Origin of the sequence: Hymenobacter swuensis DY53, assembly GCF_000576555.1 — a bacterium.
GTDB classification, from domain to species: domain Bacteria; phylum Bacteroidota; class Bacteroidia; order Cytophagales; family Hymenobacteraceae; genus Hymenobacter; species Hymenobacter swuensis.
The window spans coordinates 3,504,561-3,518,656 of record NZ_CP007145.1 but is presented as its reverse complement, the minus strand read 5'-3'; the positions used below and the strand labels follow the sequence as shown (position 1 = coordinate 3,518,656).

Genomic DNA, 14,096 nt, shown 5'->3' with positions numbered 1-14,096 from the left:
CGGCAATATCTATTTGGCCTCCACCAAACGACGCAGATGTGGCAGCACGGCCAGTTCCGTCTGACCAACGGGCACTTTCAACGCATCAAGCTGTTTGAGTGCAGCGGCTTGCGCGGCAGGCGTGAGCGGCTGGTTTTTCTCTAAGAGGGCGAGGCGGTCCAGAGCCAGAGTGGCGGCGGTTTTCAGGTGGGTGGAAAGCGGGGCGTACTCCTTTAGCAGCGGATTTTGCTGCAGCGTGGGCTGCACCAGCGCATCGTTATTTTGCCAAAGCTGCAGCTGAGTGCGGAGCTGTGGCAGGTAGCGGCGCAGGGTAGCCGGCGCGGCGGTGCGGGCCGCCAGCAGACTATCCACCAACTGCCCGAACGTCCGCGCCACGTCCGATTCGGCGGGGGCGGCGTCCACGAGGCGGTTAAGCGGAGTTTGGGTGGTGTAGGTGAAGCCCTGGAAGTGGCGCTTGTATTCCTTCACTGGCTCCAGTACCTGGGCCAGGGTGCGCAGCGGGAGCATGGCCGCCGCCGAGCCGGCCAGCTGCCGCAACAACTGCTCCGGGGCCCGGCGGTGCTGCAGCCCCAGCGTTTCCAGCTGTGGACTCAGTAAGGCCAGCCGCCGGTACATATCGGGCGCGTCGCGGACGGTGGCGGCACTCCAGAGGCGCTCCGCCACCGCAGCCGTCCGGGGCCAGATGCGCGAATCGACAATGACGGAATCGGCGAATTCAGCCCACATGGTGGCTTCGCCACCCAGCACCAACTGTTGCTGGGCCAGGGTAAGGCCAGTGGCGTCGGGCAGCGGGTCGGTAGCGTAGTGAAAGGCGGCCGACTGGTTCAGGTCGATGTAGTAGCCGCTGGAGAGCAGGGCCGGGTTGCCGGCCTTCACGGCATCGAGCACACCCTTCTTGCCCCGCCAGCTCTGAATGACGGCGTTGGTGGGCAGGCCCGGCCCCAGAATCTCGTCCCAGCCTACTATCGTCTTGCCGTATTTGGTCACGATGCCCAGCACGCGGCGGTTGAAATAGGTCTGTAGCGCATGCTTGTCGAGGGTTTTGCCATCGGCCTTGAGCATGCCGTTGGTGCGGGCGAAGGCCATAATGCGCGCACTGCGCCGCCACTGCCGCCCGTCGTTTTCGTCGCCCCCAATGTGGAAGTAGGGGTCGGGAAAAAGCCGCGTCATCTCCCCGAATAGCGTGTCAAGTAGGGTGTAGGTGGTTTCCTTGGTGGGGTCGAAGGCCACGTTGGCCAGCCGCCAGCTCTGGTACACGGTGTACGTGGAGTCGTTGGATGATAGCTCGGGATAAGCCGCCTGCCAGGCAATGGTATGACCCGGCACATCGAACTCCGGTACCACCCGGATGCCGCGGCGGGCGGCGTAACGGATAACGTCGCGTACCTGCCGCTGCGAATAAAACTGGCCGCTTACCTGCGAGAGGCGCGGCAGCGTGCGGCTTTCCACCCGAAAGCCCTGGTCGTCACTGAGGTGCCAGTGCAACACGTTGAGCTTGGTAGCCCACATACCGTCGAGGTTACGCTTGACGACGCCCACGGGCATAAAATGGCGGGCCGCGTCAATGAGCAGGCCGCGCCAGGGAAAGCGCGGGGCGTCGGCCACGTCTACTTCCGGCAGCAGAGCCGCGCGCTTCTGGCGCAGCCGCTCGGTATCGGGTAGCTGGCGTAGGGTGGCCAGGCCGCGCAGCAGGCCCAAGTGCGTCGGCGCGTTCAGGGCCACGCCCATCGGCGTCACGCGCAGCGTGTAGGACTCATCCTCGCCCACCGTCAGCAGGTTGCCAGGGCGGCCGTACTGCAGCACCAGGGCAGCCGTGGGCAGCGGCGAGGTGCGCCGCCTGGAGGCCGAGCCAACTTTGCCCGGCAGCAGTACGGGCAGCACCAGCCGCTCAACTGCCTCCGCCACGGCCGAGTCGGCGGCCAGGGTGGCGGGCGTCTGCTGGGGCGTAAACACCTGCCAGGTAAAGTCAGTCTTCACCAAGAAGCGGCCCTGGCCCCAATTGGCGCGGGTGGGTACCGGCAGCAGCATGCGGGTATCTGGCGGAACGGTGGGCAGAGCGAAAACCGGGCGCGTGAGCAGGCACGCCAGCAGCAACAGGAAGAAACGCATAGGCACAGAAAGGCAAGCAGGGCGGAACTACGAAGGTAGCCGGTTGGAAAGACCCAGAGGAGCAAACAAGCAGAAGCCGCGTCAGCCGGAGCAAAACGCCGGATCTATCAGCGAGTGAACGATAATCGTACCAACGACTCGTGCACCCATGGTAAGCTCCGGCGCAGACTCAAGCCGACGCGGCTTTTAGGCCAGCTTGATTTCTCTCCTCAGATCAGCCCGCGGGCTTTGAACTCCAGGTACTTGTTGATGGTGTTAGCCGTCAGATTTTGCGGAGCTGTAAGCAACGCGTGGATGCCGTAGCGGTTCAACTCCCGTACAATCTGCCGCTTTTCCTGGGCGAATTTCTCGGCTACCGTTTGGTTATACACATCCTGCGTGGTTTCGGTAGGGCCGTCGAGGTAGGAGCGGAGCTCGGTGTTTTCAAAGAACACCACCAGCAGCAGGTGGTCTTTGGCCATGCGGCGCAGGTAGGGCAGCTGGCGCTGCATGCCGTAGAGTGTCTCGAAGTTGGTGAACAGGATGAGCAGGCTGCGCTGCCGGATATGGCTGCGCACCGACACATAGAGCCGCTCGTAGTCGGTTTCGAGGTACTTGGTTTTCTGGCGGTAGAGCACCTCCAGCAGCTTGCGCAGGTGGCCGCTGCGCCGGTCGGCGGCCACCATGGCCCCGGGCTGGTGCGAGAAGGTGAGCAGCCCGGCCTTATCATGTTTGAGGAGGGCAATATTGCTGACGACCAGCGTGGCGTTGATGGCGTAATCGAGCAGACTCAGGCCCTCGAAGGGCATGCGCATCACCCGGCCCTTATCAATGAGGCAGTACACCTGCTGGGCCCGCTCGTCCTGGTAATGGTTTACCACCAGCGAATCGGCGGCCTCCGGCGTGGTGGCGCGGCGGGCGGTGGCTTTCCAGTTGATGTTGCGCGGGTCGTCGCCGGCTACGTAGGGCCGAATCTGCTCAAATTCCAGGCTCTGGCCCACCCGCCGGATACGCTTCACACCTACTTCGGTGAGGCGGTTATGAATGGCCAGTAGCTCATATTGTCGCATCTGCAGAAACGACGGATATACCGGCACCACCCGGCTGTCATCGAACCGGAACCGCCGCCGCACCAAGCCCAAGGGCGAGGCTGCGTACACGTTTACGGCCCCAAACTCGTACTCGCCGCGCCTGGTGGGTCGCAGCTGGTAGCGGATGATACTGGTTTCGCCGGGCTTGATGCTGCTCCGGAACAGCACGTTGCGCCGCTGAAACTGGTGCGGAATCTCGTCAATGGTTTCGGTGCGGATGGGAAAGCGGTACTGATTTTCGAGGTAGATAGCAATATCGTTGTCGGAGCCGTTAGCGAGCTTGTCGCCCAGCACCCGCCGCCCGAATACGCCCCCACCACCCGCGTACAGCAACACGACATCCACCACCGTCAGCGCCACCGTCAGGCCCAGAGCCAGCTGCAACGGAACCAGCCAGCCCGGCAGAAAAAACGCCACCACCAGCCCGGCAATCAGGGCAGTCATCAGCAGGAAAAAGCGACGGGTGAGGAAGAAGGATTTCATAAATCTGTTATTGCGAGCGGAGCGAAGCAATCCTTCCTTTCCAAGATTAAAAGCGTCACCTTCTCCACAGGCAAAAAGAAGGGTATTGAATTAAAGAAGGTTTCTGCCTTGAAAAGGACGGATTGCTTCGTCGTACCTCCTCGCAATGACAGCTGGCTTACCGCGGCACTTCAATCTGTTGCAGAATCTGCTTCACTACGTCGTCGGGGGTGCCGCCTTCCATTTCGCGCTCCGGGGTGAGCTGGATGCGGTGGCGCAATACCATCGGGCACAGATACTGGATATCCTCGGGCGTCACGAAGTCGCGGCCACGTAGGGCGGCCAGGGCTTTGGCACCGTTGAGCAACGCTAGAGAGGCGCGGGGCGAGGCGCCTAGGTACAGCCCTTTATGGGCGCGCGTCTGGCCCACCAGCTGGGCAATATATTCCAGCAGTTTGGGCTCCACATGCTGCCGTTGTACCTGTTCCCGCAGTTGCCGCAAATCCTCGGCTGATACCACGGCTTGCACCGCATCCAGAGGTGCGCCGCCAAAACCGGCGTGGTGGCCCTGCAGGATACCCACTTCTTCCTCCACGCTGGGGTAACCGACGCTGAGCTTGAACAGGAATCGGTCGAGCTGAGCTTCGGGCAGACGGTAGGTGCCTTCCTGCTCAATCGGGTTCTGGGTGGCCAGTACCACGAACGGCGCGGGCATAGGGTAGCGGGTGCCATCCTGGGTAATCTGCCGCTCCTCCATCACCTCAAACAGGGCCGACTGCGTTTTGGCCGGCGCCCGGTTTATTTCGTCAATCAGCACTACGCTGGCGAAGATAGGACCGGGCCGAAACTCAAACTCGCCGCGCTGGGGCCGGAACACCGAAGTGCCCAGCACGTCGGAAGGCATCAGGTCGGGGGTGAACTGCAGGCGGCTGAACGGAACGCTCAGGGTGCGGGCAAGAAGTTTGGCCGTAAGGGTTTTGGCCACACCGGGCACGCCTTCGAGCAACACATGGCCATCAGCCAGCAAGGCTACCAGCAGCAACTCGGCCAGCGCCTGCTGGCCCACAATCACCTTGCCCAACTCTTGACGTATGGCCTCAGCGTGGCGGCTCAGGTGGCTAAGATCGGTGCGCGGCGTAAAGGCGGCAGTGGGACTTGATGCGGCAGCGGGGGCGGTAGCAGTTGGAGGAGAGGTAACGGACTGATGTTGGTTCTCCGGTAACTCCGATGATTGGGGGAAATTGGAATCCATCAAGAAATAGGGGAATGAGGTCGGTGAAAGAAGAGAATAATTTAATTGTGTATTATCTATGTTTGATGCTAAATGCTGGCTATGGTCTGCAAGTGCATTTGTAGGAATAGTTATATATTGTTTAAAGTCAATTTTAAGGATGAATGCAATTTTATGCGGCAGTCCGCCGGAATGCGGTAATGGCTCTGTTGAGTACCAGTAGCTCCGCATCAGAAACCTGCGGGGCCGTCAGAACCAGGTTGATGCGTTTGGCTAGCGCGTCGACTTCCGGGCGGGAAATGCCGGATTTCTGCGCCAGCCGCTCCCGGTTGGCGGCGTCGCCGAGGTCCAGCGTGGGCTCGTGGTAGCGGGTGCGCAGGTGTTCTAGGAAGAGCCCGATTTTCTTTTCGGCAATGAGGCTGTGGTTGCTACCCTGCTGGTACAGGCTGGCCACGGTACGTGTGAAAAGCAGGGTCGTGTTGGGCAACGATTTAAGCACCGGAATAATACGCTGCCGCCGCCGCGCTTCCACCACCACGAATAGCAGCCCCGTCAGCAGGCCCGTTACCAGAGCCCAACGAAGCGCCGTGTGGCCCGTCAGTACCCGCAGTAACGACTGCTCGCCTAGGGGGCCCTGCTTCTGATACTCATCCCAGAAAACCGGCTGGTTGGCGGGCAGCCAGGAGAGAGCGGCAAACGCAAAACCGGCCGTAGCCGGGCGCAGCAGCAGCAGATTGCTGAAGGTGCCGGGCGTAGTGCTTAGCAGCAGAAAGCCCCGACCCACCGGCACGCGCACCAGCACCGGCCGGCGGCGTCTCTCATACGCCAGCACGCGGGCCCGACTGCCGGCCCGGGCCCGGAAATACGCTGGCACCTCGTCCTCGGTGAGGCGCACGGTGCGCTGGCTGCCCAACGGCTGATTTACCAGCGTGAGGAGCTGCGCCTGCGCTTGCTGGCGACGGTTGGTGCCACGAGTGCGGCGCTGTGCCAGCAGATCCTGCATATCCAGCAGCGGCTGCACATCCAGCTTCAGGGAGTTCAATAGTTCCTGGTCTATCTGCTCGGCGGCTATGAGGGCCGTATTGCCCTTGCTCAGGTAGCGCAGCAGCGCGTCCCGGTCAAGGCGGGAGCAGGAAAAGGCGTCGTTCACAAACAGATACGTGCCTTTGCCAGCTCGCAGGGCCGGTCCGGTCCGGCTCAGGGCGGAGTCCTGGTTGACATCGGCTCCCAGCCCCGGCAGCAGCTGGCTGGCAATGGGCACGCGTACCGTACTGATGGGCTGGCCCGGAAATAGCTGCGGCAGCTGGTCGAACAGCACGTAGGTGCCGTACGGGATTTTGTCCCGGTTGATGAACGTCGGCCGCCAGTTGGTAGGCTGCGGACGGAAATACTCCACGGCCACAAACGCGGCAAACAGCACTACCAGAACCCCTAGAAAAGCACGAAAACGGGACATAGCAACAGAGGCAGCCTCAGGCGGCGCGACGGGTTAAGGTGCGAATAAATTCCTGACGGGCTGCCCGCAGTGCGGGATAATCGGCGGCGGTGAGCGGCACCTCGCCGTACCACACGTACTCAAACTGCCGGGTCAGGTCGCGGAAGCTGGCGACCCAGCTCGTACCCGCCAGTTCCTGCACGTAGTGTTGGTTGGTTTTGTCGGGTTGCCAGCGGATGAGGCCTTGCTCCGTCAGGTGCCGCAAGGTCAGCAGGTAGCCCAACCGGACGGCCAGCCGATGGTTGCCGGCTTCCTCCGCCTGCGCGAGGGCCGCATCGAAATCAATGCCGTGAATGTCTTCCGGGGCGCTTTCGTAGGGCAATGGTAGCGTCCGGCCACGGCGGCCGAACAGGCTAGTGAGGTCCAGTTTCAACAGCCGCAGCACTACATATACGAAGGCCGCTCCAAACAACGCATAAACCAGGTAACGGCCCCGGTTTTCGTAGCCGGGCCCTGAAAACAACTGTTCCAGCCACCGCATCAGCTGCCACCAGAAACGCGTCCAGGCACTGCTGCCGCTGCTGGGAGCTACCTCTGGCTCCACATACTGAAACTCCCGCTGCCCGCGGAGCTCCCGCAGCCGCTTGGCAGCTGGTGGCCGTAGTGCAGGGGGAGCTGCAGCCTCGGGGCGGAGGCGTACGTACTGCGGCGCGTCGGCCGACGCGGCCGAATCAGGCACGGGTAGCAGGGGCGGAACGGGCTGCTGAGCCAGCGCCGGGGCTGCCAGCCACAGCAGCACCGTTGCTCCGGCCAACATAGCTGCACGCCGAGGATTAGTATTCTCCCTCATCATCAGGGCGCAAGGACATTGGCGCAGCGGCGGGGGCTGCCTGGCCCAGCGAATCGAGGAGCAGGCGGGTTCCCTCACCGTCGCGGCGCTCTACCAAGTTGAAGTACTGGAAGCTGATAGCAATCATCAGCAGGGGATAAAAGGCTAGCGAAAGCAGCGTTTGCAGGCCCGAATACACAATAAACAGCACCCGAGTGAGCGGTGAAATTTCGGTTACCCGCCCGCTCATCAGCTCCGCAAAGGGCAGGCCCAGCAGAGAAAGTGCCCCCATCATCAGCAGCAGAATCAGCCACATCATCACGAACATGACCATCAGCAGCCCGAAGGTAGACCACCATTTGCCCCAGATCAGCTCAAAGCACCGTTTGATACTGCCGAAGAACCCCCGTCGCTCCCGCAGCCATACCACAAAATAGAGGCTCAGGGCCACCATCACGTAACCCATTACCGCATATAGCCCCAGAATCATGATAATACCGGCCCAGGCGGCTCCCAGCACGGCACCGAAAAACGCGGAAATTAGCCCCATGGTCATGCCAATGACGACCATGCTGAGTACGAACAACGCCACCAGGCCCAGGTAAGAGCCGATCAGGCCCAGGATACGGGCCTTGACCAGCTGCCAGACTTCGGCGGGCGTCACCGGCTCGGGGCGGGTGCGGTCGGCCTGCAACACAACGTAGCCGTACACCACTAGGTGCAGCACCGCAAACAGCAGCGCGCCGCCCAGCAAAGTGAGCCACAGGCTGGGGGAGGTGAAAACTTCCGGCAGCGAATCGGAGTAGCGGCCCAGGCGGCTGCGGCGGGCCATGCTGCCGACGCTGGAAAGAATTTCGCCCTGCATCAGGCCCAGCCCGATGCCCGTGAGCAGAGCCAGCGGCAGCACCAGCGTAACCAGCACCCGGGCCAATGGGGTGGCGTGGGCCCGGATAAAATCAAAGGAAGCCTCTATTTTCTGACTGAAACTCCGCTCGCGTAGAAAATCGCCGGGCTGAGTGAAGGAAAGGTGACGCATGAGCTATAAGTAAAGCAAAAGTCGATATGCAGGGGAAATGTGGCTAGAAGTCCGGTTCGGCTACTCGGCTGCCACGCGGCCGCTGCGTACCAGCCACCACGGATAGACCACGAAATAGCCGCCAATGAGGGCGGCCGATGTACCAATGATGCCCAGGCTGGCGGCCAGTGGCATGTCGGTGTGGCGCGTTACGAAGCCTTCCAGAAAACCAGCCACCACGAAAATGGGTACCAGGGCCATAACCAGCTTCATGCCGTCACGGGCCCCCTGGCGCAGCGAGTCGCGCCGCGAATAGGTGCCGGGAAACAGCAGGCTTTTGGCCATCACCCAGCCCGCGCCGCCGGCCAGCACAATGGCCGATATTTCCAGCGTACCGTGAATCCAGATGGTAAGTACGGACGGCAGCAGCAAGCCTTTCTGATGAAAGAAATACTGGAACGCGCCCAGCATCACCCCGTTGCGGAATAGCATGAACAGCGTCAGGACCCCACCCGTAATGCCGCCCGCAAAGGCGTACAACGACACCCGGATGTTGTTGAGCGTGATGTGCAGGAACATGAGGGTTTCTTCTTCGCCCTTGTACACGGCCATCGGGTCGCCCTTCTCGATGTTGGCCAGCGTCTGGTTCACATAGGTGTCGCCCATGACTACCCGCACAAACGAGTCGTCGTAGGCGGCCGACAGGGCCCCGATGAAGGCCGTGAGCAGGAAAAACGCCAGCGCCCCCAGCAGCACCCGGCGGTGCCGGATGAGCAGCATCGGTAGCTCCAGCTGCCAGAACCGCAGAAAACGCCCGGATTCCTGCTTTTTGTTTTTATAGAGGGCCTGGTGTAGCTTGCCCGTCAGGTTATTGAGGTATGCCGTCGTGGTCGAGCCCGGATAAAACGTCTGGGCGTAGGCCAAATCATCGGTGAGGGCAATGTAGCGCTGGGCCAGCTCGTCGGGGCCGGTGGCGGGCTGCGCCTCGTACTGCTGCCACCTAGCCTGATTAAGCTGTAAAAAGATAGTTTCGCGCATCGTTAACAAAAGCCGAAGGCCAGATAGTTTGGCGGCTGACTCCGGCCCGCCGGGCTAAATATACAGGTTTCCATTGGCCCGCTTCGGGCAGTTTTACCAGGTTTTTTTATGAGTACAATTCGCATTCACACCACTCAGAACGTGGTACTGGAATATGAGGCCGCCAGTGTGGGCGACCGGATGCTGGCGCAGTTGTTGGATGCGCTGGTCATGGTGCTGTGGTCGGTAGGGCTGAGCTTCCTCATTGAGCGGCTCGCCGGCTCCTACAATGAGCAACGGATTCTGCAGTATGCGCTCATTACGGCTCCGCTGCTGGTCTACCACCCGCTTTGCGAAATCTTCTTCAACGGCCAGAGCCTGGGTAAGCAGGTGCGCCGCATCAAGGTCACGCGCCTCGATGGCACCCGTCCCGGCCTGGGGGATTATCTGCTGCGCTGGCTGATCGGGCTGGTGGAAATCGGGCTGACCGTAGGTTCCCTGGCCCTGGTGGCGACGTTGCTCAACGGCCGGGGCCAGCGCCTCGGCGACATGGCTGCCGGTACTACCGTGGTAAGCCTGCGCCCGCCCGCGCCCGAGGTACAGGCCGTGGCCTCGCAAACCCGCGTCCCCGAAGGCTACCAACCGGTATTTGCCCAGGCCGCCCTGCTCACCGACCACGACGTAAACATTGTGCGGCAACTGCTGCACCGGGCACAGCGGCGTCACGATTTTGTGCTGCTTAATGAGGTAGCCGGTAAAATAAAAGGCCTCACCGGTATCCAGACCGAGCTGCCGGATGAACCCTTTCTGCGCACCATTCTGCGCGACCAGGCATACTTTGCTCTGCAGGACAGTGCCTACGCCTAAGTCGTCAGTCCATACTCTCAGGCAATAGAAAAGGCCGCGCTGCATGGAGCAGCGCGGCCTTTTCTATTGCCCGTCGGTGGTAAGGTGAGGACTATTGCACCAGCACGCGCTGCGTACCAGCCGACTCCCCATCTACCGTCAGGCGCAGGAAGTACACGCCGGCCCGGCGGTTGGCAGGCTGCCAGTCGAGCGTATGCGAACCAGCAGAGAGGCTGCCGGGGGCTTTCTGCTCCACGATCCGGCCCAGCGCATCAGTCAGGGTGAGTTCGGTGCGTCCGGCGCGGGGCAAGCGGAAAGTTACTCGGGCAGCGTCGGTTACGGGGTTCGGGTAGAGGCTGAAGCCGGTGGCCACGTCGGGCTGACGGACGCCGGTGGTAACGCCGGAAGCCGGTGCCACGGCAATGTCGCGCACGGCAATGCCGTTGCCAATCAGGACTGGCGCGGTAGCGGCGCCGGTAGTCAGGTTCAGAGAGTACAGGCTGGAGCTGGCCGAAGTACCCGAAGCAGCTACCAGATACGCCGTGTTGGTGCCGGCGGCGGGACTGAAAATATCAATGTCCACATTCGGGCCGGCCGTTGCCGTCACACCCGAAGCGCCGATGGTGTTGAGCGTACCCGCATTAGGCGGGTCTTGGCGCACCAGGACGTTCAGGGCTTCATCGTAGCCAAACAGCGTAGTGGTACGGGCTGCATCGGCGGCGCCGGGAAAGCTATTGGTGTAGGCTACTGAGCCCAGGGCCGGCGTAGCGGCGGCGTTGGCATCGGTGGTGGCGTAGGTAATGGTGCCATCCACGAGAGGAGCCGCGGTGCCGTCGTTGGGGTTGATGCGGAAGTTGGCGCGGTTTACGCCCACTATCCGGATGCGGTCCACCGTCGGGTTGAAGTCAAACCCGATGCTGCCCGTACCCAGCGGCAAACTCAGCGAGTTGCTGATGGCCGTGGCGGCCCCAGTGGTGGCGTTGATAGTGTAGAGCTGCCCAGTCTGAGCCGTGGCATTGTAGCCCAGCGCGTACAGCGCGCCGTTCAGCGGCCGTACATCCATGCCCACCACAGTTTGCGTAGCTGCCACGCCCGTCAGGCCCACCGAGGTACGGATGGTGCCGGGGGCGTTGGTGTCAAACGTGAGCAGGTTGGTGCCGGCCAGCGCGTAAGCCAACTGACCCGTAATAGCCGGCAGCGTAGCCGGGCGGTCAATGGCAAATGCAATATCCGTTATGGCCACAAAAGAGCCTACACCGATGTCGCCTACTTGAGTCGTAGCACCGTTTGCGAGGTTGATGGTGTAGAGCGTAGTAAGGCTAGATGCAGTAGCTACTGACAAATAAGCCGTATTCGTGCCGGTGGTGGCATTGAAGTAGATGTCCAGATCAGTAGCCTGAAGCTGGCTCTGGCTGTTGATGGGTATGCTTAGCGTACCAAGGGTGTTCAGCGTCCCATCATTCGGAGGGATTTGACTTACAAGGCGGTTGTTGGCTTCGTCCAGGTTGTAAAGCGTGGTGCCTGTAGCTCCGATATAGCTGTTGGTATAAGCCGAGGCGCCCACACCCGGCGTCTGGGCCGCGTTTGCGTCGGTGGTGGCGTAAGTCAGGGTGCCATCGGTAGCAGCCAGAGCTCCATTGTTGGGGTTTAGGCGGAAATTAGCCCGGTTTCCCCCAGTCACCCGAATGCGGTCTACGGTGGGGTTAAAGTCAAACCCAATACGCAGAATATTAGTACCCAAATCTAGGGTCAGCGCGTTGCCCACTGCTGTAACTGCGCCGGTGGTACGGTTGATGGTGTATAGCTGGGCTTGTGTGCCAGTGGGGTTGTAGCCTAAAGCAAACAACTCACCCGTATTTGGCCGGAAGTCAATACCAACAATAGCCTGACCTGCCGTGAAGCCAGTAATAGCCACCGACGAGGCAAGGTTGCTCGGGGCAGCAGCGTTAAACGAAACCAGATTAACTACGGCTGGTGAGTTGGTGCTGGATAGCCCATAAACCGTCTGGGCCGAAGCGGAAGACAAACCCAGCAAACCCAATGCACCCAGCAGCAGACCGCCACGGCGAGTAGATAGTGTAAACATGAAAAAAAGTAGTAGTTGGTGAATGAAGAAAAAGTTGATGAGTAGCGAAATGCTGGCCGTATCTACGGGACCTTTTGGCAAATAGTCGGCGGTTAATACTATTTTAATCTTGTAAGGCCTTTTTGAGGCCGGAAAGCCAAAAAACTGCACACTTCATCACACAAAACGACCTGCCAGAAGGCTGGCAGGTCGTTGTTACTATCGGTTACGTGGGGACCGGATTTACCCCGCTGATACGGCCTTGCGGCGACTGGCGGTTTTAGGGGCGCGCTCCTCGCCCTGAGCCAGCAATTCGTCGTCGCGCTCGGTTTTCTTCGACCAGCTCAAAGAGTACAGGTCCTTGCGCCGGTCGCGCAGGTTGCGTACGGCGCCGCCGGTGTTCAGGTCTTTGAGCAAATCCAGGTCGAGGTCAGCAATGAGGGTCATTTCCGTGTTCGGCGTGGCCTCCGCCACGATGGCATCGTGAGGAAAGGCGAAGTCGGAAGGGCTGAACACGGCTGACTGCGAGTACTGAATATCCATGTTTTCCACGCGTGGCAGGTTGCCCACCGAGCCGGTAATGGCCACGTAGCACTCGTTTTCGATGGCTCGGGCCTGGGCACAGAGGCGCACGCGCTGGTAGGCGTTCTTGGTATCGGTCCAGAAGGGTACGAACAGGATTTTCATGCCTTCCTCCGACAGGATGCGCGAGAGTTCGGGGAACTCCACATCGTAGCAGATCAGGATGCCGATTTTGCCAAAATCCGTGTCGAAGCAGCGCAGCTTGTCACCGCCGCGCATGCCCCAGTAGCTGGCCTCGTCGGGCGTCACGTGCAGCTTGTACTGCTCGTCCACGGTGCCGTCGCGGCGGCAGAGGTAGCTTACATTGTAGAGCTTGCCGTCGTCGTAGAGCGGCATGGAACCGGCAATGACATTGATGTTGTAGCTCACGGCCAGCTCCATCATCTTGGTCTTGATGGGCTCAGTGAAGGCCGCCATTGAGCGAATGGCCACGGAAGGCGACTCTTCGTTGGTGAGGGCCATCATGGGCGCGTTGAAGAACTCGGGGAACAGCACGCAGTCGGCCTTGTAGCCCGACACAGTATCCACGAAGAACTCCATCTGCTGGAAAAAGTCCTCCAGGTTTTTGGTGGCGCGCATCTGCCACTGCACAATGCCAATGCGTACGTTCGACTTCTGGTTACCGATCAGCTTGTCGAATTCCTCGTCGTAGTACACGTTAATCCACTCCAGCAACGTGGCGTAGGCCTTGCTTTCGGAATCGTAGGGCAAATACCCCCGGATGAGCTTACGGACGTAGAAGTCGTTGGAAAGCTGAAAGGTGAGGATGGGGTCGGTGAGTTCCTTGTTGCGCACCATTTCCACGTATTTGGCCGGCGTCATTTCGTTGGCGTAAGCCGCGTAGCCGGGGATACGGCCCCCGGCCACCATGGCGCGCAGGTTCAGGTTCTCACACAACTCCTTGCGGGCATCATACAGGCGGCGACCCAGGCGCAGGCTGCGGTATTCCGGGTCTACAAATACGTCTACGCCGTAGAGCGTGTCGCCGTCGGCATTGTGAGTGTCGAACTTGCCGTGGCCGGTGATTTTGGAATAGGTGTGCCGGTCACCGAAGTCGGAGTACTGCACAATGATGGCCAGTGCGGCGGCCACCACCTGGCCGTTGTCCTCGATGCAGATCTGGCCCTCAGGAAACTTCTTCAGCAGCGCGTTGTACTCATCCTGGGCCCAGGCACCCTCCATATTGGAGTACACCTTGTCCATGATTTCCTTCACGGCTTTAAAGTCAGTACGTTTAAGGGCGCGCAGTACCAGCTTGTGGGCCGGTACAGCCGTGGGCGTCATCAGCTCAGGAGCGGCCGGCATGCCGGGCAGCGTCTGTTTTTTGGCGGAACCACCGCCAGCTTTCCCATTGGAACTCGTGGGCATATCGATGCGGAAAAATGAAATTCGGAAGAATGGAGCAAAGGTACCAGCTCCGGCGGGCCGGTAGCTG

At 60.8% G+C, this 14,096-nt stretch carries 10 protein-coding genes; 1 reads left to right on the top strand and 9 read right to left on the bottom strand.

The features are described 5' to 3' along the window. Nucleotides 1-9: 9 nt before the first annotated feature. The 7 genes from HSW_RS16350 to HSW_RS16320 all read right to left on the bottom strand — a co-directional run bounded on the left by HSW_RS16350 (nt 10) and on the right by HSW_RS16320 (nt 9,189). On the bottom strand, nt 10-2,109 hold the full coding sequence (locus HSW_RS16350) for a beta-N-acetylhexosaminidase (RefSeq protein ID WP_044002809.1): 2,100 nt from the start codon (nt 2,107-2,109) through the stop codon (nt 10-12). A 209-nt stretch (nt 2,110-2,318) separates the two neighbouring features. Beyond that, complete coding sequence (locus tag HSW_RS16345) at nt 2,319-3,662, bottom strand: DUF58 domain-containing protein (protein WP_044002808.1); 1,344 nt, start codon at nt 3,660-3,662, stop codon at nt 2,319-2,321. Between the two features lie 157 nt (nt 3,663-3,819). After that, the gene (locus HSW_RS16340) at nt 3,820-4,713 is read right to left on the bottom strand and encodes an AAA family ATPase (protein WP_044004924.1); all 894 of its coding nucleotides are present in this window, start codon (nt 4,711-4,713) and stop codon (nt 3,820-3,822) included. A 331-nt stretch (nt 4,714-5,044) separates the two neighbouring features. After that, nucleotides 5,045-6,328, bottom strand: coding sequence for a DUF4350 domain-containing protein (locus HSW_RS16335; RefSeq protein ID WP_044002806.1), 1,284 nt, complete (start codon nt 6,326-6,328; stop codon nt 5,045-5,047). A 16-nt stretch (nt 6,329-6,344) separates the two neighbouring features. Then, nucleotides 6,345-7,124 (bottom strand): DUF4129 domain-containing protein, encoded by a 780-nt coding sequence (locus HSW_RS16330; protein ID WP_052346534.1) that lies wholly within the window; start codon nt 7,122-7,124, stop codon nt 6,345-6,347. Between the two features lie 16 nt (nt 7,125-7,140). Next, nucleotides 7,141-8,172, bottom strand: coding sequence for a hypothetical protein (locus HSW_RS16325; protein WP_044002805.1), 1,032 nt, complete (start codon nt 8,170-8,172; stop codon nt 7,141-7,143). 60 nt (nt 8,173-8,232) lie between these two features. Beyond that, nucleotides 8,233-9,189: a stage II sporulation protein M gene (locus HSW_RS16320; protein ID WP_044002804.1), complete on the bottom strand. Its 957-nt coding sequence runs from the start codon at nt 9,187-9,189 to the stop codon at nt 8,233-8,235. Nucleotides 9,190-9,297: 108 nt separating this feature from the next. On the opposite strand from HSW_RS16320, the gene HSW_RS16315 reads away from it, so the two are divergent. After that, a complete protein-coding gene (locus HSW_RS16315) occupies nt 9,298-10,035 on the top strand; it encodes an RDD family protein (RefSeq protein ID WP_044002803.1) in 738 nt (245 codons plus the stop codon). Between the two features lie 91 nt (nt 10,036-10,126). Here the strand turns inward: HSW_RS16315 and HSW_RS16310 are convergent, their stop codons facing one another. Further along, complete coding sequence (locus tag HSW_RS16310) at nt 10,127-12,100, bottom strand: DUF4394 domain-containing protein (protein ID WP_155833012.1); 1,974 nt, start codon at nt 12,098-12,100, stop codon at nt 10,127-10,129. A gap of 222 nt (nt 12,101-12,322) precedes the next feature. Further along, nucleotides 12,323-13,945, bottom strand: a complete 1,623-nt coding sequence (locus tag HSW_RS16305) for a bifunctional GNAT family N-acetyltransferase/carbon-nitrogen hydrolase family protein (RefSeq protein WP_081768605.1) — start codon at nt 13,943-13,945, stop codon at nt 12,323-12,325. Nucleotides 13,946-14,096 lie beyond the last annotated feature (151 nt).

Coding starts and splice junctions, on each gene's coding strand:
- HSW_RS16350 (WP_044002809.1), bottom strand. CDS start 2,109: ATGCGTTTCTTCCTGTTGCTGCTGGCGTGCCTGCTCACGCGCCCGGTT.
- HSW_RS16345 (WP_044002808.1), bottom strand. CDS start 3,662: ATGAAATCCTTCTTCCTCACCCGTCGCTTTTTCCTGCTGATGACTGCC.
- HSW_RS16335 (WP_044002806.1), bottom strand. CDS start 6,328: ATGTCCCGTTTTCGTGCTTTTCTAGGGGTTCTGGTAGTGCTGTTTGCC.
- HSW_RS16330 (WP_052346534.1), bottom strand. CDS start 7,124: ATGTTGGCCGGAGCAACGGTGCTGCTGTGGCTGGCAGCCCCGGCGCTG.
- HSW_RS16325 (WP_044002805.1), bottom strand. CDS start 8,172: ATGCGTCACCTTTCCTTCACTCAGCCCGGCGATTTTCTACGCGAGCGG.
- HSW_RS16320 (WP_044002804.1), bottom strand. CDS start 9,189: ATGCGCGAAACTATCTTTTTACAGCTTAATCAGGCTAGGTGGCAGCAG.
- HSW_RS16315 (WP_044002803.1), top strand. CDS start 9,298: ATGAGTACAATTCGCATTCACACCACTCAGAACGTGGTACTGGAATAT.
- HSW_RS16310 (WP_155833012.1), bottom strand. CDS start 12,100: ATGTTTACACTATCTACTCGCCGTGGCGGTCTGCTGCTGGGTGCATTG.
- HSW_RS16305 (WP_081768605.1), bottom strand. CDS start 13,945: ATGACGCCCACGGCTGTACCGGCCCACAAGCTGGTACTGCGCGCCCTT.